Below are 18,866 nucleotides of genomic sequence, written 5' to 3' on the forward strand. Positions count from 1 at the left end.
CGCAGCGGAGTTGTCATCTCCGCATCGCGCCGGTTGTGGCCGAGCATCATCTCAGGTGTTTTGTTTCCTGAGAGAGTTGCCTTGTCCGCCTTCGCGACCGCTCCCGTCTCCAACGAATCCCTTCTGGAGCGTCGCCGCGCGGCGGTGTCCTCGGGCGTGGCCAGCTCGACGGCCATCTATGCGGATAGAGCGCTCAATGCCGAGATCTGGGACGTGGAGGGGCGTCGCTACGTCGATTTCGCGGGCGGCATCGCCGTCCTCAACGTCGGTCATCGTCACCCTCGGGTGATGGCGGCGGTCCAGAACCAGCTGGAGCGTTTTTCCCACACGGCTTTCCAAGTGCTGGCCTACGAACCCTACGTGGCGTTGGCCGAGCGCCTGAACGCCTTGGCCCCGATCGACGGGCCGGCCAAGACGATCTTTTTCACCAGCGGCGCCGAGGCGGTCGAGAACGCGGTCAAGATCGCTCGCGCGGTGACCGGCCGGCCTGGGGTGATCGCCTTCACTGGCGCGTTCCACGGCCGCACGACCCTGTCCTCGGCCCTGACCGGCAAGGTCGCGCCCTACAAGCGCATGTTCGGGGGCGCGCCGGCCAATATCTTCCATGCGCCGTTTCCGATCGCGGCGCACGGCGTCGACGTCGAGGATAGCCTGAAGGCCCTCGACTTCCTGTTCGCCGCCGACCTGCATCCCAGTTCCGTGGCGGCGATCATCATCGAGCCCGTGCAGGGCGAGGGCGGTTTCCACCCCGCGCCCGACGCTCTGATGACCGCGCTGCGGGCGATCTGCGACGCGCACGGCATCCTGCTGATCGCCGACGAGGTGCAGACTGGCTTCGGCCGTACGGGCAAGATGTTCGGCGCCGAGCACTGGAGCGTGCGGCCCGACCTCATCACCGTGGCCAAGTCGCTGGCGGGCGGCTTTCCCCTGTCCGGCGTCATCGGACGGGCGGCGCTGATGGACGGTGTCGAACCCGGTGGCCTGGGCGGCACCTATGGCGGTTCCCCGGTCGCCTGCGCCGCGGCCCTGGCGGTGCTCGACGTGATGGAGGACGAGGCGTTGTGCGCGCGCGCCGACGTCATAGGCGCACGGCTGCGTGAGCGCATCGCGGGCTTCGCGGGCCGCAACGACCTGATCCCGACCCGTGGTCTGCGCGGCCCGGGCGCGATGATCGGCTTCGACATCGTCACCGCCGACGGACGGCCCGACGGCGCTGGCGCCAGGGCCGTGGCGGGGCGAGCCCTGGAGCGCGGCTTGATCCTGCTGACCTGCGGGGTCGGCGGCGAAACGATCCGAGTGCTGGCGCCGTTGACCATCCCCCTTGAGCAATTGGACGAGGGTCTCGACATCCTCGAGCACAGCCTGCGCCTGGACCTCGCCTGATGGACGGCGCGACCCACCTTCCGATCCTGGCGCTGAGACGGCCCGACCTGCTGCGCCAGGCCGCCTATGTCGACGGCCAATGGATCGACGGCCCTGAAGAGATCGTCGTGACATCGCCCGCCACGGGTCAACGTCTTGGCGGCGTGCCCGACCTTGGCGCGGAGACCGCGACCCGGGCGGTGACCGCGGCCCAAGCCGCCTTCGGGCCTTGGCGCAAGCTGAGCGCTAAGGCGCGGGGCGCCATCCTGCGGCGCTGGCGCGACCTGATCCTGGAGAACGTGGAGGATCTGGCCCGGCTGATGACCGCCGAGCAGGGCAAGCCCCTGGCCGAGGCGCGCGGTGAGGTGGCCTATGCGGCCAGCTTCCTCGAATGGTTTTCCGAGGAGGCCAAGCGCGTCTACGGCGATGTCATTCCGGGGCATGACGCCGGCAAGCGCCTGCTGGTCCTGAAGCAGCCGATCGGCGTGGTGGCGGCGGTGACGCCGTGGAACTTTCCGGCGGCGATGATCACCCGCAAGGTCGCGCCCGCCCTCGCGGTGGGCTGCACCGTGGTGCTCAAGCCGTCCGAGCTGACCCCGTTCTCCGCCCTGGCCCTGGCGGCCTTGGGCGAGGAAGCGGGCGTGCCGCGGGGCGTGTTTAACGTCGTGACGGGGCAGGCCGCGCCGATCGGCGAGGTGCTGACCGGCGATCCGCGGGTGCGCAAGTTCACCTTCACAGGGTCGACGCCGGTCGGGAAGATGCTGGCCGCCCGCTGCATGGCCACGGTCAAGCGCGTGTCGCTGGAGTTGGGCGGCAACGCGCCCTTCATCGTCTTCGACGACGCCGACCTGGACAAGGCCGTCGAGGGCGCGATGGCCTCGAAGTTCCGCAACACCGGCCAGACCTGCGTCTGCGCCAACCGCCTGCTGGTGCAGGCCGGCGTCTACGAGGCCTTCGCGCGGAAGCTGACGGCGCGTGTCGAAAAGCTGGTCGTGGGCGACGGGCTGGCCGGTCCTACCGACCAGGGGCCGCTGATCAACGCCGCCGCCGCCGCCAAGGTCGGTCGCCATGTCGAGAACGCCGTAGCGGGCGGCGCGGTCGTCCGCACCGGCGGCCAAGCGCTACCGGGGACGGGCTTCTTCTATGCGCCAACCGTGCTGACCGGCGTCACCGGCGACATGGCCATGGCCAGGGAAGAGACCTTCGGCCCAGTCGCCGGCCTGATCCGGTTCGAGACCGAAGCCGAGGCCGTCGCGATCGCCAACGACACCAGCGCCGGCCTGGCGGCGTACCTCTTCACGCGTGACCTGGACCGCTCGTGGAGGGTCGGCGAGGCGCTGGAATACGGCATGGTCGGGCTGAACACCGGCCTGATCTCCACCGAGGTCGCGCCCTTTGGCGGGGTCAAGGAGTCGGGCCTGGGCCGCGAAGGTTCTCGCCACGGCGTCGACGAGTTCGTCGAACTCAAACTTCTGTGCAGCGATATTGCGGGGGACTAGGCCATGATCATCAAATTCGCGCCGGCCGAGCTCTTCGCCGCCATGCCGCCGGCCAATCCCGCGCCGGTTCCGATCGGCGATCCGGTCTCGCAGATCGCCGTGCGCGGCTTCGCCTCGCAGGCCGCCGCCTCCACGCGCACCGGCGTCTGGGAGTGCAGTCCGGGACGCTGGCGCCGGCAGGTGCTGGCCGCCGAGTTCTGCGTCTTTCTCGAAGGCGAGTGCGTGTTCGAGCCGGACGAGGGGGAGCCGATCCGTATCGCCCCGGGCGAGGCGGTCTATTTTCCGGCCAACACCGCCGGAGTCTGGACGATCGAGACCAAGGCCCGCAAGGCCTATGTCATCTTCGATGAAGCGCGATGAACATGCGGCCACAACCTCTCACGGCCGTCGCGGAAACGCAGGCCTATCGCGACACCAGCTTCTGGCTGGAGACCTGCAACGATGATCTGACGCCCCGCGCCTCGCTCAAGGGCCAGGTGAGCGTCGATGTGGCGATCCTGGGCGGCGGCTTCTCCGGCCTGTGGACCGCCTATTATCTGATGCGCGACAATCCCGGTTTGCAGGTCGCGATCCTCGAGAAGGACGTCTGCGGCTACGGGGCCTCGGGGCGCAACGGCGGCTGGTGCTCGTCACGCTACCCGCTCGATGCGAGCACCCTGGCCAGGCGCTACGGCGTCGAGATCGGCCGCAAGACCCTTCTGGCCATGTATGACGCCGTCGAGGAGGTCGGGCGCGTCTGCGCGCGCGAAGGTATCGACGCGGAGTACCGCCAGACCGGCATTCTCAGCCTGGCGCGCGGCAAGGCTCAACTTCCGGCGGTCCAAGCCTCCCATCGCGCCTACGAACGCCTGGGCCTGGCGGATCAGAACCTGCTGCTCGGCGCGGAAGCCGCCCGGGAGAAGGTGCGCGCCACCGAGATCGAAGGCGCGCTGTTCTCGCCCAAGAGCGCCACCGTGCATCCGGCCAAGCTGGTGCGCGGTCTCGCCCAAGCGGTCGAGCGCCTGGGCGGGGTGATCTACGAGCGATCGCCGGTGACCCGCTTCGAGCCGGGCGAGACGCCTCGCCTGCACACCGACAGCGGCGTGCTGGTGGCTCGCAAGGCGATCGTCGCGGCGGGCGAAGCCTATCTGACCCAGCAACCGCGCTTCCGCCGCAAGCTTCTGCCGATGTCGTCGCTGATCGTGCTGACCGAGCCTTTGAGCGCCGCGCAGTGGGCCAGCATCGGCTGGGCGGAGGGGGAGGGGCTGGGCTCGCAGGTCAACATGGTCGACTACTTCACCAAGACCACCGACGGCCGCATTCTCTACGGCAGCCGCGGCGCGCCCTATCACCTGAACTCCAACATGGATCAGCCCTGGGACGCGGCCACGGCCAAGACCATGCGCGAGACCCTGGTCGAGTGGTTTCCCACCCTTGAAGGCGTCGCCTTCTCCCATAGTTGGGCGGGTTATCTGGGGGTGTCACGCGACTGGACGCCGACGATCAGCTTCGATCCGCGCACCAAGATCGGCCAGCTGTTCGGCTATACCGGCCGGGGCGTGTCGACGACGAACATCTCCGCGCGCATCCTGGCCGGGATGATCACCGGCAAGCCGACGGGCTTTGAGTTCCTGCCCAGCGTCGGGAACCGCTCGCCCGACTGGGAGCCCGAGCCGGCGCGCTGGCTGGGCGTGCGCTACGTCCAGGAGGGCTTCGCCCGCATGGATGCGGCGATGAAGGCCAAACGTCCCGCGCCGCTTGACGCCCCCCTGGTGCGCCGGCTCAGCAAGCAGTAGGGCAGGCCCGAGACGCGGCGGCGGGGATTCCATGGACGCTCAGGGCAAGACGGTTGTGCTGTTCGCCTGCTTCGGCGTCCGGCCCGAGCCATGGCTGGCGGCTTTCGATCAGACCGCGCCGGACTTCGACTGGCGCGTCTGGCCCGACAGCGGCGCGAAGGACGAGGTCGATTACGTCGTCGTCTGGGCCCAGCCTAACGGTTTCCTGCGTCAATTTCCCAATCTGCGCGCGGTGTTGTGCATCGGCGCTGGGGTGGATCGGATCCTGCAGGACAGCGACCTGCCGGACGTGCCGATCGCCCGCATGCGCGATGAGGGACTCACCCAGGGCATGGTCGAGTTCGTGCTCGCCCGGGTCCTGCACTATCACCGTCTGATGCCGGCCTATGAGGCCCAGCAGCGCGAGGGTGTCTGGCGCCAGCTGGCCGCGCCGCTGGCGGGGGAGCGAACGGTCGGCGTCCTGGGTCTGGGCCAGTTGGGCGGAGCCTGCGCCGCCAGCCTGGCCGCCAACGGCTTTTCCGTGCGCGGCTGGAGCCGGACACCAAAGGATCTGCCCGGCGTCGCCGCGTTCGACGGACCCATCGAGGCCTTTCTCGAGCCCTGTGAGGTGGTGGTCTGTCTGCTGCCCCTGACGCCGGCGACCCGCGGCGTGCTGAACGCCGGGACCCTGTCGCATCTGTCGGGCGCCAGCCTGATCAATGTCGGCCGCGGCGCGCATCTGGTTGAGGCCGATCTCATCCCCGCGCTCGACGCCGGCCACCTGTCCAACGCCACCCTGGACGTCTTCGCCACCGAACCCTTGCCGGCCGGTCATCCGTTCTGGTCGGACCCCCGCATCGCCGTGACGCCGCACGCCTCGGCCCTGACGCCGCCAGGGACGGCCGGGCCGACGATCGTGGCCAATATTCGCCGGCATCTTGCTGGCGAGGCGCTGCTCGACCTCGTGGACCGGGGCGCGGGCTATTAAGCCAGGCGTGCGCCACTGAGCCGGAAGAGCAGGCCGACCTGGCCGTTGTCCTGCACATCGAACCGCCCGCGCAGGCGGATTTCCTGGCTCTTCTGCTGCAGGACCGGCTCATCGGCGAAGACCTCGATGATCTCGTTGGGTCGCCCCTCGGGGCAGCACTCGATCGAGTAGCGCGAGACGATGAACTGCCGCGCCTGGCGCTCCATGGTCAGGGGCGTGATGAAACCGGAGATCTCGATCTCGCGGCCGCTCATCGTCAGGACGGCCGCGGGATAGCGCGCCCGGTAGGCATAGTCCGGCGGCGACTGGCTGAGCGTCGTGGCGCCCAGTACGGCCCAGAGCGGATCGCGCGAGATATCCTGCTCATCACCGCCGGGATGGGCCAAGGCGCGTGACATCGGCGCCAGGGCCGCCGTGGTCATGGCGCCGGTCAGCAGTTTGCGTCGATCGATCATGCCTGGACCTCCCGGCGCTAGAGCGGATTGAGAACCCGGTCGAGGAACACGCGCGTGCGCTCGACCTTGGGCGCGGTCAGGACTTCCCGCGCCGGACCACTCTCGACGATGCGGCCGCCGTCCATGAACAGAACACGGTCGGCGACTTCGCGAGCAAAGCCGATCTCGTGCGTGACGATGACCATGGTCATGCCCTCGTCGGCCAGGGTCCGCATCACCTTCAGCACCTCGCCGACCCGTTCGGGGTCCAGCGCCGAGGTCGGTTCGTCGAACAGGATCGCTTGCGGCTTCATGGCCAGGGCGCGGGCGATGCCGACCCGCTGCTGCTGCCCGCCGGAGAGCTTGGCGGGGTAGGCGTCGCACTTGTCGCCCAGGCCGACCCGTTCGAGCAGGTCTCGCGCCTCGGCCATGGCTTCGGCGATCGGCCGGCTGGCGACATGGATCGGACCTTCGGCGACGTTTTCCCGGGCCGTGCGGTGGGGGAAGAGGTTGAACCTCTGGAACACCATGGCGACCTTGGCGCGAATGGCCGGCAGGGACTTTTCGCCGAGCACGGACCCATCGACCACGATCTCGCCGCCGTCGTGCCGCTCCAGGCCGTTGATGCAGCGCAGGATGGTCGACTTGCCCGAGCCGGACGGCCCGATCAGGCAGACCACCTCGCCGCGCTGGATCTCGAAGCTGATGTCCTTCAGCACCTGGGTGTCGCCGAAGGACTTGCTGACGTTCTTGAGGCTGATCATTTGCGGGCGAACCTGCGTTCGAGGCGGCCGACGAGGTAGGTCAAGGGCAGGCTCATGGCCAGGTAGAGCAGGGCGATCAGGGTGTAGACCGACATGTTCTGGAAGGTGCTGACGGCCAGGAGCTGACCGGCGCGCGTGAGTTCGGCGACGGTGATCGTCGAGGCGATCGAGGAATCCTTGAGCAGCATCACCGCGGTGTTGCCAAACGGCGGAAGCGTGACGCGGATGGCCAGCGGCATGATCACGCGCAGCATGATCTTGCGCTCGCTCATGCCCAGGGACTGGGCGGTCTCGATCAACATCGGATCGACAGACGAGAAGCCGGCCCGGAAGTTCTCGGCCTGATAGACGGAGTAGGCCACGCCCAGGCCGATCGCGCCGGCCACGAAGGCGTCCAGCTGGACGCCCAGCTCCGGCAGTACGAAGTAGACGTAGAACAGCTGCACGATGATCGGAACGCCGCGGACGGTGTTGATCACCACCCGGCTGATCGCGCGCAGCACGCGATTCCTGGAGATGCCCATCAGGGCCCAGACCAGGCCCAGGATCACGCTGATCACGAGCGCGGCCAGGGTGACGGCGATCGTCACCCCAAGCCCCGACATCAGGATGGGCAGGAACTTCACCGCGTCGGTGAGGAACTGGTCCATCAGAGGGACCACTTGGTCAGGATCGCGGCGATTTCCGTCGCCTTGATCTGGCCGATGGCGGCGTTCAGCTTGGCCAGCAGGGCCGGATCATCGCGGCGCACCAGCAGGCAGACGTCCTCGCGCGAGGGGGGCGTGAAGTCCGGGGCCAGGCGCAGCGCGGCGCTGGGCGTGGTGCGCAACCGGTAGGACAGGATCGGCGCGTCGCCGTAGCCGGCCGCGATGCGACCGTTGCCCAGGTCCTGCAGGATATCGCCCAGATTGTCATAGGTCTTGACCTCGGTGACGCCGGCCTGGGCCAGTTGGTCGACGAAACGGGTGCCAACCTGGGCGCCGACGGTCAGGCCCTTGAGGTCCGCCAGCGCGCGGATCGGACGGGTCTGGCCCGGGGTCGTGACCACGCCGCCGCCATAGGCATAGACGGGATCGGTGAAGGCCACGACCTTCTCGCGTTCCGGCGTGCGCAAAATGCCGGCCGCGACCATGTCGATCTTGCGGGCAGTCAGCGACGGCACCAGCGCCGCGAAGGTGGTGGTCTGGATGCGGATGGCGAGTCCGGCCTTGGCCGCGACCGCGTGGGCGATGTCGATCATCGCCCCGGTCAACTGGTTGGTCTTGAGGTCCAGGAAGCTGAACGGAGCGCCGGTGGCGGTCGAGCCGACGACCAGCGCGCCAGGCGCGCCGGGCTTGCGGCCGCAGGCGCTGAGCGCCAAGGCGGCGCCGCTCATCGCCATCAAGGTCCGGCGGGTAGGAAGGGTTTGGGTATTCACTCGGGCCTCTTGGTGTCGGCGCATTTGGGCCGGGGGCGCTGGACCGGGCCGGGGAGGAGGCTCCGGTCCAGCGCCCCTGCGTCTGCCTAGTAGCGGGCGATGGCCTGAAGGCCGATCGTCCGGGGGCGAAGCGTGGCGCCGGTCCAGAGCGGACCGTTCACATAGGTCGACGACTCGGCGATGTAGTCGACATTGTTCAGAATGTTCTCCCCGTAAATGGAGAGGTTGACCCGGCCCAAGTCAACGCCGGCGCGCAGGTCCAGGGTCGTGGGCTCGGACGGCAGCGGGCGGCGAGGGTCGTAGGTCGTCGCGGTCGGGACCTGATAGAGGAACCGTCCGTCATTGACGCTGCGATAGTTGTACTGCGCGCGTACGAAGCTCTCGCGGCCGGCGACCGTGAAGCGGTACTCGGCGCTGAGATTGACCGTCCAGGGCGTCTGGCCCAGCGTCTGGCCGGCGATGACCACCGGGGCTGTACCGATCTGGATGGTCTTGTCGTAGGTCGCGTCGTTATAGCCCAGGCCCAGGCCGAGCAGCAGGTTCTCGACCGGTCGGACGTTGAGATTGACGTCCACGCCCTTGCTGGTGGCGCTGGCGGTGTTGGCCACCAGGCTGAAGGCGCAGGTCAGGCGCAGTTGCTGCTGGATGTTCTTCCATTCGATATAATAGGCGCTGGCCTCGAACTGGACCTTGCCGCCGAAGAGCCGGTTCTTAGAGCCGATCTCGTAGCTGTCGGTGGTGTCCGGTTGATAGGTGGCGGCCTTGCCCAGGCCCAGAGCCGAAGATTCCGCCGCGCAGACGTCCGGCAGCGCCTTGTTGACGCCGCCCGTCCGATAGCCGCGAGCATAGGAGGCATAGTAGAGCGCCGCCGGCGTGGCTTGCCACGACAGGGCGACCTTGGGCGTGAACGGCTTGGTGGTCATAGAGCCCGACGCGCGCGACACGCCGCCGGCGTAAGAAACCCCGCGTTCCAACACATCGAAGTCGAGGATGTCCTTGGAATACCGGCCCCCCAGGGTCAGGGTCAGGTTGTCGAGGATCTTGTAGTCGAGGTTGGCGAAGATGGCGGTGGTCTTCTCGACCGTCCATTCGTTGCCGTAGTAGCGGGCGACGCCATTGACCAGGGGCGAGACGCCCGCGGCCTGCGGCGTGCGCCCATAGCGGACCAGGTAGAGCGCGTTGTAATGCGGCTCGTTGATCGGCAGGTCCGAGCGCAGCGAGCTTCGCGAGAAGTAGGCGCCTACGCTCCATTTCAGGCGCGCGTCGGGATTGGTGTTGTTGACCCGAAACTCTTGGGTGAACAGGTTCTGATAAATGTTGGGGTTCTGCCAGGTGATCGACTGGGGGAAGCCCGGCGTGACAGGATAGAGATAGGCGTTGCCGAACGAGGTGCGGTCGTTGCCGTGGGTGGCGTCGTTCGTCTCCTTCACGTGGCGCTTGAAGAACGAGCTGACGCTGGTGAAGTTCAGGTCGTCGGTCGCGGCCACCATCTTCAGCGCCGGCACCGTGAAGTGGTCGCTGCTGGGCTGTGGGATAGAGGCGTAGCTGAGGAACTTGCCGTTGTCGGGGTCAGAGACGCCGAGCGGGCAGGGGTTCAGGGTCGGGTTGATCACCGAACCGGTCGTTGCTGGGCACCGCGTGGTCAGCGCCGTGCGGTCGTCGAACTTGCTGTTCTGGTGGTAGACGCTGGGCGTGATCGTCAACCAGTCGGTAGGCTGGATGGTCACAACGGCGCGGAAGACGGTCGCGGCGCTGCTGTTGACGTCCTCGTCGCGGCTGGCGGCGTTCTGCCAGCTCTGGCGATCGATCCAGCCGGCGTCCTCGCGATGGTAGAAGCTGATCCGCGCCCCGACCTTGTCCTGAATGATCGGGCCGCCGACGGCCACGCCCAGTTCATAGCCCTCGCCGCCGTTCTTGGTCTTGCTGACGGCGGCGCGGCCATAGCCGCTGTAGCTGGTCAGGCTGGGCGTGGGCGTGATGAAGCGGATGGCGCCGCCCTGCGAGCTGGCGCCGAACAACGTGCCCTGGGGACCCCGCAGCACTTCCACGCGCTCGAGGTCGAAGATGTAGGGCAGGGTGCTGCCGTTGTAGTTCAGGGAGGCGTTGCGGGCCTGGATCGGCGTGTCGTCGATATAGATCGCCGAGGTCGCCGCGCCGGCCGTAGAGTCGATGCCGCGAATGGTGACGCGGGTCGCGCCGCTGCGGGTGATGTCGACGCCCGGAGTCTGGTTGATCACGTCGCGGATGTCGCGAACGCCGCGCTTGTCCAACGCTTCCTGAGAATAGGCGGCGATCGAGATCGGGGTCTTGGAGAGAACCGTGCTTTGCTTGGTGGCGGTGACGATGATTTCCTCGATGCTGTCGGCTCCCGCAGCCGTCTGCGCCATGGCTTGTCCGCCGCCGATGATCGCCGCGGCCGCGCCGCACAGCAGCACCTGCTTTGAAATTCTGTCGCGAAGCATCGCTATCCCCCTTGTCATGCGCCAGTTGCGAACGCTGAGCCGGCGCCAGAAGGGTTCGGCCCTTCATCGGAAAGCCCACGAAGGCTCGCCTCTCAGTCCCCATGAGAGTTCCAGCAAGATCGCTTTGCGTAAGGTGAGAAACAGGACGGCGGTGGTGTCAAACCGACACCACTGTTCGATGAACCCCCTGATCTTCAGGAGCCTCTATTCGTCACAGGTCCCTGTGGTGCGCGGCTGTCTGGTCGGCCAGAAAGTCCATCACGGCGCGAACACGGGGGATCCTGGCCTGGTCGGCGTGCGCGCAGAGCCAGTAGCTGCGCTTCAGATCGAGGGCCTCTGGTAGCACCCTCACCAGCCGGGGGTCTTGCGATGCCGCAAATTTGTGCAGGACGCCGAAGCCGAGCCCCGACGCGATCGCCGCCTGCTGAGCGGTGATCGAGTTGGACCGGAACATGGTCGGCGCGCCGTCGGCGACCTGGTCCAGGTAGCGAAGCTCGGGCACGTCGATCAGCTCGTCGATATACCAGACCAGTGGCCGGCCGGGCAGGTCGGCGAGGCTTTCGAGGGCGCCGTGCGCCTCGAGATAGCTGCGCGAGGCGTAGAGGCCCAGGGTGTAGTCCGCCAGCCGCCGGGCGACCAGGCGGCCCTGGGTCGGCCTGCTGAGCATGATGGCGATATCGGCCTCGCGCCGGGAGAGATTCACCGACCGTGATTCCGGAACCAGCTCCAACTGCAGGCCCGGATACTGGTCGTGAAAGGCCTTGGCGGCGGGGGCGACCAGCCAGGCGCCGAAGGCCTCGGGCGTGGCCAGGCGCACCGTGCCGGAGAGGGGCTGGCCCTTGATCCCCAGTCGCTCGGCCGCCGCGATGGTTTCGGCCTCGATGCGCTCGGCATATTCCACCAAGGCCTGGCCCTGGCCGGTCAGGGTCACGCCGCGGGGCGAGCGGTCGACCAGCCGCGCGCCCACCGCCGCCTCCAAGGCCGATAGACGTCGGGCGACCGTCGTCTGATCCACGCCCAAACGCCGAGCCGCCGCCAGCAGGCCGCCCCCTCGCGCCGCCGCCAGAAAGAAACGAAGGTCGTTCCAATTGAGTGTTTGCATTTTTGCAGATTGCCACGCGATTTTGAGCACTATTGCTGCACAGGTGCGCATGGCTAGTCGAGAGGGGTAACCTCAGGAGCCGCCATGCGCACCATTCCCCACTTCGTCGGCGGTAGCGCCGTCGAGGGCACGTCCGGCCGTTTTGGCGACGTCTTCGACCCCAACACCGGCAAGGTCCAGGCGCGCGTCGCCCTGGCCTCGGCCTCGGAGCTGGACTCCGCCATCGCCAACGCCAAGGCGGCCCAGCCGGCCTGGGCGGCGACCAATCCGCAGCGCCGCGCCCGGGTGATGTTCGAGTTCAAGCGCCTGCTGGACGTCCACATGGACGAATTGGCGGAACTGCTGTCGTCCGAACACGGCAAGGTCGTCGCCGACAGCAAGGGTGACATTCAACGCGGCCTTGAAGTCATTGAATTCGCCTGCGGAATTCCGCACCTGCTAAAGGGCGAATACACCCAGGGCGCGGGCCCAGGCATCGACGTCTATTCGATGCGCCAGGCCCTGGGCGTGGTGGCGGGGATCACCCCGTTCAACTTCCCGGCCATGATCCCGATGTGGATGATGGGGCCAGCCATCGCCTGCGGGAACGCGTTCATCCTCAAGCCCTCCGAGCGGGACCCGTCCGTGCCGGTCCGCTTGGCCGAACTGATGATGGAGGCCGGCCTGCCGCCGGGGATCCTGAACGTCGTCCACGGCGACAAGGACTGCGTGGAAGGCATTCTCGACCATCCGGACATCAAGGCCGTCAGCTTCGTGGGGAGCTCCGACATCGCCCAGTCGGTGTTCCAGCGCGCCGGCGCGGCCGGCAAGCGGGTCCAGGCCATGGGCGGGGCCAAGAACCACGGTCTGGTCCTGCCCGACGCCGACCTCGACCAGGCGACGGCCGACATCATCGGCGCGGCCTACGGTTCGGCCGGTGAACGCTGCATGGCTCTGCCGGTGGTCGTGCCGGTCGGGGAGAAGACCGCCTTGGCTCTGCGCGAGAAGCTGGTCGCCGCCATCGGGTCCTTGCGCGTGGGCGTCAGCACCGACCAGGACGCCCACTATGGCCCGGTGGTCAGCGCCGCCCACAAGGCGCGGATCGAAAGCTACATCCAGATGGGCGTCGACGAGGGCGCGGAGCTGGTCGTCGACGGCCGCGGCTTTACTCTGCAGGGGCACGAGGACGGCTTCTTCGTCGGCCCGACCCTGTTCGACCACGTCGAGCCGACCAGCCGCTCGTACCAAGATGAGATCTTCGGCCCGGTGCTGCAGATGGTCCGCGCCAAAAGTCTGGCCGAAGGCGTCGCGCGGGCCTCGCGCCACCAGTATGGCAACGGCGTGGCGATCTTCACTCGCAACGGCGACGCCGCCCGCGAGTTCGCCGACCAGGTCGAGGTGGGCATGGTCGGTATCAATGTCCCGATCCCGGTGCCGGTCGCCTATCACAGCTTCGGCGGCTGGAAGCGCTCGGGCTTCGGCGATCTCAACCAGTACGGCATGGATGGCGTGCGCTTCTATACGCGGACCAAGACCGTCACCCAGCGCTGGCCCAAGGGCGGGGCGGTGCTGGACCAGAGTTTCGTCATCCCCACCATGCGGTGACGACTTCGAGCCATGGGCGGTGTCGAAACAACACCGCCCATGGCTCGAATGGCAACTCCGCCTCGGCGGCGGCGCGGGACATGATCGGCGTCATAGATTTGAAAAGATCAGGGGAGCTTCGCGTGCGCCGTCCAGCCCAATCCGTTCTCGTGGGCCTCGCCCTGCTGGCGACCTCGGCCCTTGGCGCGCCGGCGTTCGCCGCGCCGAAGGCCGACCTGATGTTCATCAACGGCAAGGTCATCACGGTCGACGACAAGGACACGGTGGCCACGGGCGTCGCGGTGGTCGGCAACAAGATCGCCGCGGTCGGCGACGTGACGGCCTGGCGCGGTCCCCAGACCAAGGTCATCGACCTGAAGGGTCGGGCGCTGCTGCCGGGGTTCATCGACTCACACTCGCATGTGGCGGGCATGGCCAATGTCGAGGCGCACTACATCAACATCCAGGTTCCGCCGCTGAAGGATGGAGCCGCGGTCATAGCTCGCCTCAAGGACGTCGCCGCCAAGCTGCCGCCCGGGGCCTGGCTGACCGGGCAGGGGACGTACAACCAGGTCATGCCGACCCGCGCCGAGATCGACGCGGCGTTCCCGGATAATCCTGTCGACCTGCAGTGGAGCGTCCACGACCACCTGATCAACCACAAGGCCGCGATGGTGATGGGCATGGGCAAGGCCTTCCCCGATCCTGCGGCCGGCGCGACGGGGCGCTACGAGCGCACCGCCGAGGGCGAGGTGGCGATCATCCGCGACGCGCCCGCGCCCTGGCCCAAGGACAAGTCGCCGGCCTTCAACCCCGCGGAACTCAAGGAGGCGGTGCGCTACATCCTCAGCGACTTCTACCTCAAGCGCGGCGTGACGACGGTGTCGGACATGTCGGACATGGACTCCTACAAGGCCTATGCCGAGCTCAAGGCCGAGGGCCGCCTCCCGACCCGGGTGCGCATGAACTACATGCTGCGCGGTCTCAAGAGCGTTCCCGGCGTCAATACCGCGACGGATCCGTCCGTCTCGCCTCTGGCCTCGCTACGGGCCGCTGGCGTCGCGCCCGGCAAGGGCGATGACTGGCTGCGCGCGGGCGCTATCAAGTACATCGCCGACGGCGTCTGGGGCACGACGGCGGCGGTCTACAAGCCGGTCTGGAATGGGGCGGGCACCACCTGGACGCCGAACAATTACGGCGGAACCGGCATGACCCAGGAGGAGATGACCGCGGCGGTGATCGAGGCGGCCAAGGACGGTTGGCAGGTGCAGATCCACGCCAACGGCGACAGGGCCCAGGACATGGTTCTGACGGCCTACGAGGCCGCGCAGAAGGCCTACCCGCGTCCCGACCCGCGCTATCGCATCGAACATTTCGGCCATTTCCTGGTCCAGGACCCGGAACGGACCGAGGCGCGGCTGAAGCGGATGAAGGACGACCACGTCATTCCCTCGCCGCAGCCGGCTTTCCTGTGGCGACTGACGGACGTCAACGTCAAGGAGCCGGACGTGAAGTTCTTCCCGATGAAGACCTTGATCGATCGCGGCTTCCACCCGGCGGGCGGCGTCGACACCGTGGGCACGCAGAACTTCGCGACCTATCCGATGTTCTCGATCGCCCGTGCGGTAAACCGCGACACCAAGTACGGCACGGTCACCCAGCCCGAAGAGGCGATTTCGGTGATGGATGGCATCCGCATGTTCACCGCCTGGGCCGCCTACGCCAACTTCATGGAAAAGACCCAAGGCAGCATCGAGGTCGGCAAATTGGCTGACTTCGTGGTCCTGGCGCAGGACCCGCTGACCGCGCCGAAGGCCAGGTTGGCCGACATTCCGGTCGACATGACGGTGTTGGATGGCAAGGTGGCCTATCAACGCTAGGTCCCGCCCGAGCAGAGGCGCGCAGGCGGTCCTGGCCTCTCGCCTCGGACGGGAGCGAGCGCCACCGTCTCGTCTTTCGAGCCGCTTCTGCAAGGGCTCGCTCGAAGGCCCGTCGCCCCTTTCGGCTCAAGGCGTGATCCGCGTCCCGCTCACGCCGGCCAGCAGGCCCGAGACGTCATCAAGCGAGCCGACAAGGGCCTCGCGTCCGGTCGCCAACGCGAACTGTCGGGCGGCCCGCACCTTTGGGCCCATCGAGCCTTCGGCATAGGTCTCCCCCGCGGGATCGTCGGCGCGGATTATTCTCAGAGGCGTCGCGTTGGGGCCGCCCCAGTCGCGATAGACCGCCTCCACGTCCGTCAGGATGACAAGTCGGTCGGCGTTCAGCCCTATCGCCAGCAGGGCCGCGACCAGATCCTTGTCGATCACCGCCTCCAGGCCGATCAAGCGGCCGGCCGTGTCTCTGGCGACCGGAACGCCTCCGCCGCCCGCGCAGATCACCAGCATTCCTTCGGTCATCAGGCGCTCGATGATCGACTGTTCGATGACCTCGATCGGCGCGGGCGAGGCGACGACACGGCGTTGACCGGCGCCATCCACGGCAAAGGACCAGCCGCGTGTCTCGCCCAAGGCCAGAACCTGCTCGGCTGTGTAAACCGGCCCGATCGGTTTGGTGGGGCGCTGAAAGGCCGGATCATGGCGATCGACCAGGGTCTGGGTCAGCAAGGCCGCGACCTGACGCTCGGGCCGCGCGTTGCGGAGTTCCTGGGCCAGCACGTAGCCGATCATGCCCTGCGACTCCGCGCCCAGCATGTCGAGCGGGTAAGCTGGCGCGGCCGCGTAAGCCTCCGCTTGCAGCGCGAGCAGGCCGATCTGTGGGCCGTTGCCGTGGACAAGCACGGTCTGGACGCCGTCGCAGGCCGTCGCCAGGCTGGCGGCCGCCCGCGCCACGTTGCGGCGTTGATTGTCCGCCGAGGCGACCTCGCCGCGCTTGAGCAGGGCGTTGCCGCCAAGGGCGATGACCTGGCGCATCAGGCCTGCCGCAGGATCGCCGCCGGCCGTTGTCCCGACGGCTCCTGCTGAGTGATGCAGTGGATGTTGCCGCCGCCCAGGAGAATTTCGCGGGCCGGAACCGGCAGGATTTTTCGGCCGGGAAAGAGCTTGGCCAGCAGCGCCTGGGCGGGCGCGTCCATCGGGTCGTCGAAGGCGGGGGCGACCACCACGCCGTTGCCGATATAGAAGTTGACGTAGGAGGCGGCCATCCGGTCGCCGGGCTCGCGGGGCAGGGTGCCCGGGACCTTGTCGACGCCGGCGGCCTCCGCGGCCGTGATCAGGACGGGGGCCGGCTGATGCAGCTTATGGACCCGCAAGGGGCGGCCGCGAGCGTCACGCGCGGCGGTCAGTCGCTCGAGCGCGGCGGCCGAGCGGGCATATTGCGGATCGGCTTGGTCGTCGGTCCAGGTCAGCACGACCTCGCCGGGTGCCACGAACCGGCACATGTTGTCGACGTGGCCGTCGGTCTCGTCGAGATAGACCCCCTGATCAAGCCAGATCACAGTCTCGACCCCGAGATAGTCGCGCAGCCGTTGCTCGATCTCGTCCTGACGAAGGCCGGGGTTGCGATTGGGGTTGAGCAGGCACTCCTTGGTCGCCAGGACGGAGCCCTGGCCATCGACATCGATCGAGCCGCCTTCGAGAATGAAATCCGGGCCGTAGCGGTCGTCACCCTCCAGCTCGACGACTTTCTCGCCGACCAGGTCATCTTGATCCCACGGGAAATAAAGGCCCCCGATCAGACCTCCCCAGGCGTTGAACTTCCAGTCGACCCCGCGAACCTCTCCGGCCGCGTTGACCACGAAGGTCGGTCCGCAGTCACGGATCCAGCTGTCGTTGCTGGTCATCTCGACCACGCGCACGGCCGGGTCGAGCATTTCACGGGCGATGACGTACTGCGCCGGCGAGACGCAGACCGTGACCGGTTCGCCTTGAGCAATGGCGGCGGCGACGGCGACGAAGGCATGCTGGGCCGGCTTGGCGCCGCCGCGCCAGTTGTCGGAGCGTTCGGGCCACAGCATCCAACATCCGGCGTGGGGTTCCCATTCGGCGGGCATGCGGAAGCCGTCGGCGCGCGGCGTGGTGGTGAGGAGACGGCTCATGGCGGGATCTTCCGAATGTGAGTGAGCGACGGGCTGAGAAATCAGCGCGGACTGACGGGTTCGGCGGGCGGGCGCGACTCCGGCGCGGGCGCGCGGCGATTGGCTTTCATCGTCCCGATCACCAGTTCGCCGAGCACCAGGGTGACAATGACGCCGCCCAGGATCGGCCCGGTCTTGCTCCAGTCGATCGCCACCCCTGGAACCCACAGGAAGAAGACGATCGCCTGGACGATGAACAGGGTGCAGACGCTCGCCAGGATTCCGGCGCCGATCGCCCCGCCGGGAACCCGGTAGGGGCGTGGCGTTGCGGGATCCTTGCGTCGCAAGGTGAGGAAGGCTGGAAACAGCACCAGGTAGGGCAGCAGGAAGATCACCGAACTGAAGGCGAACAGCGACCAGAACAGATCCTCGGCGCTACGGGCGAAGACGCCATAGGCGATGATCACCACCGTCGAGACCAGACCGGTGAGCAGGTAGGCCCCGATCGGCGTCTGGTTGGATTTGCGCTGCCAGCCAAAGACCTTGGGCAGTTCGCCGTCGGCGGCGGCGGACTGGGCCGCGCGGTTGGCGCCCATCGACCAGGTCACCAGATTGGCCAGGATCGTGAACACCGCGCCGACGCCGACGACAATGATGATCATGTTCAGGCCAGGCGCGCCGGCCAGCAGCGAGCGCAGGGTGTCCAGCAGACCCTTGATCAGGCCGATGTCCTTGACGGGCAGGGCGACCAGAATGCCGAACGTGGCCAGGAGATAGAAGGCCGAGATCAGCAGGCCAGCGGTGATCACCGCGATGGGCACGTCGCGGGCGGGATTGCGCATCTCTTCGCCAGCGCCGGAGACCAGTTCAAAACCCATGAAGTTATAGACGATGACCGGAAGGAAACCCAAACCCGCGCTCCAATGCGGGACCAGGCTGGCCCAGGACAGGTCGTTGGCCGCGCCACGGGTGACGAGGACGTAGATCCCGCCGCCGCCGATCAGCACCATGATGCCGGCCTTGATGAAGGCGCCGACATTGGGCACCCACTTGGCCGCGGCCAGACTGGTGACGCCGATCAGCACGGTCAGCCAGGTCGCGCCCACGCCGATCAGGATCTTCGACCACAGGCCCATCTCGACGCCGGCGATCTGCGCGATCAGGCCCGCCAGCAGGATGTAGCCCGATGGCATCCACAGCGCGACATTGACCCAATAGTACCAGGTGGTGCGCGCGGCCCAGCGGTCGCCGAAGGCGCGACGGATCCAGGTCTGGATGCCGCCTTCGCCGGGATAGGCCGCGCCGAGTTCAGCGGTGATCAGGCCGTAGGGAATGAAAAACAGGGCAAAGGTGATCACCCACCAGCTCAGGGCCGAAGGTCCAATCGCCGCTGATGCGGCCAGGGTGTCGATGACCAGGATCGCGCAGACCGTGAACAGGGTCACGTCGAGCAGGCCCATGACGCGGGCGAAGCGCGCGCGGACGGGGGCGGCGGGGGATTTGTCCATG

The 18,866-nt window shown here is 67.6% G+C and carries 16 protein-coding genes; 7 read left to right on the top strand and 9 right to left on the bottom strand.

Translation table 11 applies throughout. From position 1 onward, the window contains the following. The first annotated feature begins 81 nt into the window (after window positions 1–81). From gabT to AC07R7_RS18600, 5 genes are read left to right on the top strand one after another with little or no spacing between them, the layout of a single operon-like run. Window positions 82–1,383 carry a 4-aminobutyrate--2-oxoglutarate transaminase gene (gene gabT, locus AC07R7_RS18580; protein ID WP_492884710.1) on the top strand — a complete coding sequence of 434 codons (1,302 nt, stop codon included), beginning with the start codon at window positions 82–84 and terminating at the stop codon, window positions 1,381–1,383. Next, the gene (locus tag AC07R7_RS18585) at window positions 1,383–2,861 is read left to right on the top strand and encodes an NAD-dependent succinate-semialdehyde dehydrogenase (RefSeq protein WP_494636208.1); all 1,479 of its coding nucleotides are present in this window, start codon (window positions 1,383–1,385) and stop codon (window positions 2,859–2,861) included. The genes gabT and AC07R7_RS18585 overlap by 1 nt, the downstream gene beginning before the upstream one ends. Window positions 2,862–2,864: 3 nt before the next feature. Continuing rightward, on the top strand, window positions 2,865–3,221 hold the full coding sequence (locus AC07R7_RS18590; RefSeq protein ID WP_494636209.1) for a cupin domain-containing protein: 357 nt from the start codon (window positions 2,865–2,867) through the stop codon (window positions 3,219–3,221). A 2-nt stretch (window positions 3,222–3,223) separates the two neighbouring features. After that, on the top strand, window positions 3,224–4,636 hold the full coding sequence (locus tag AC07R7_RS18595) for an NAD(P)/FAD-dependent oxidoreductase (protein WP_494636210.1): 1,413 nt from the start codon (window positions 3,224–3,226) through the stop codon (window positions 4,634–4,636). 31 nt (window positions 4,637–4,667) lie between these two features. Next, window positions 4,668–5,603, top strand: coding sequence for a 2-hydroxyacid dehydrogenase (locus tag AC07R7_RS18600; protein ID WP_494636211.1), 936 nt, complete (start codon window positions 4,668–4,670; stop codon window positions 5,601–5,603). Here the strand turns inward: AC07R7_RS18600 and AC07R7_RS18605 are convergent. The 6 genes from AC07R7_RS18605 to AC07R7_RS18630 all read right to left on the bottom strand — a co-directional run bounded on the left by AC07R7_RS18605 (window position 5,600) and on the right by AC07R7_RS18630 (window position 11,833). Then, window positions 5,600–6,058, bottom strand: coding sequence for a hypothetical protein (locus AC07R7_RS18605; protein WP_494636212.1), 459 nt, complete (start codon window positions 6,056–6,058; stop codon window positions 5,600–5,602). The two genes, AC07R7_RS18600 and AC07R7_RS18605, sit on opposite strands and share 4 nt — an antisense overlap. Before the next feature lie 17 nt (window positions 6,059–6,075). Continuing rightward, on the bottom strand, window positions 6,076–6,801 hold the full coding sequence (locus tag AC07R7_RS18610; RefSeq protein WP_494636213.1) for an amino acid ABC transporter ATP-binding protein: 726 nt from the start codon (window positions 6,799–6,801) through the stop codon (window positions 6,076–6,078). After that, complete coding sequence (locus AC07R7_RS18615; protein WP_492884722.1) at window positions 6,798–7,451, bottom strand: amino acid ABC transporter permease; 654 nt, start codon at window positions 7,449–7,451, stop codon at window positions 6,798–6,800. Before AC07R7_RS18615 ends, AC07R7_RS18610 begins: the two co-directional genes overlap by 4 nt. Beyond that, window positions 7,451–8,218, bottom strand: coding sequence for a substrate-binding periplasmic protein (locus AC07R7_RS18620; RefSeq protein ID WP_494636214.1), 768 nt, complete (start codon window positions 8,216–8,218; stop codon window positions 7,451–7,453). The genes AC07R7_RS18615 and AC07R7_RS18620 overlap by 1 nt, the downstream gene beginning before the upstream one ends. 86 nt (window positions 8,219–8,304) lie before the next feature. Further along, on the bottom strand, window positions 8,305–10,680 hold the full coding sequence (locus AC07R7_RS18625; protein WP_494636215.1) for a TonB-dependent receptor: 2,376 nt from the start codon (window positions 10,678–10,680) through the stop codon (window positions 8,305–8,307). A 211-nt stretch (window positions 10,681–10,891) separates the two neighbouring features. Next, the gene (locus AC07R7_RS18630; protein WP_494636216.1) at window positions 10,892–11,833 is read right to left on the bottom strand and encodes a LysR family transcriptional regulator; all 942 of its coding nucleotides are present in this window, start codon (window positions 11,831–11,833) and stop codon (window positions 10,892–10,894) included. A gap of 33 nt (window positions 11,834–11,866) precedes the next feature. Between AC07R7_RS18630 and AC07R7_RS18635 the strand changes: the two genes are divergently transcribed. Together AC07R7_RS18635 and AC07R7_RS18640 are read left to right on the top strand one after the other, a co-directional pair. Further along, window positions 11,867–13,366 carry a CoA-acylating methylmalonate-semialdehyde dehydrogenase gene (locus AC07R7_RS18635; RefSeq protein WP_494636217.1) on the top strand — a complete coding sequence of 500 codons (1,500 nt, stop codon included), beginning with the start codon at window positions 11,867–11,869 and terminating at the stop codon, window positions 13,364–13,366. 122 nt (window positions 13,367–13,488) lie between these two features. Then, the gene (locus AC07R7_RS18640) at window positions 13,489–15,225 is read left to right on the top strand and encodes an amidohydrolase (protein ID WP_494636218.1); all 1,737 of its coding nucleotides are present in this window, start codon (window positions 13,489–13,491) and stop codon (window positions 15,223–15,225) included. A 126-nt stretch (window positions 15,226–15,351) separates the two neighbouring features. Here the strand turns inward: AC07R7_RS18640 and AC07R7_RS18645 are convergent, their stop codons facing one another. Genes AC07R7_RS18645 through AC07R7_RS18655 form a run of 3 tightly spaced genes read right to left on the bottom strand, consistent with a single transcriptional unit; the run spans window position 15,352 to window position 18,865 of the window. Next, window positions 15,352–16,254: a carbamate kinase gene (locus AC07R7_RS18645; RefSeq protein WP_494636219.1), complete on the bottom strand. Its 903-nt coding sequence runs from the start codon at window positions 16,252–16,254 to the stop codon at window positions 15,352–15,354. Further along, the gene (aguA, locus tag AC07R7_RS18650; RefSeq protein WP_494636220.1) at window positions 16,254–17,378 is read right to left on the bottom strand and encodes an agmatine deiminase; all 1,125 of its coding nucleotides are present in this window, start codon (window positions 17,376–17,378) and stop codon (window positions 16,254–16,256) included. The genes AC07R7_RS18645 and aguA overlap by 1 nt, the downstream gene beginning before the upstream one ends. A gap of 41 nt (window positions 17,379–17,419) precedes the next feature. Next, on the bottom strand, window positions 17,420–18,865 hold the full coding sequence (locus tag AC07R7_RS18655) for an APC family permease (RefSeq protein ID WP_492884738.1): 1,446 nt from the start codon (window positions 18,863–18,865) through the stop codon (window positions 17,420–17,422). Window position 18,866 lies beyond the last annotated feature (1 nt).

The sequence above is a fragment of the Caulobacter sp. GW821-FHT05F04 genome, assembly GCF_059419665.1.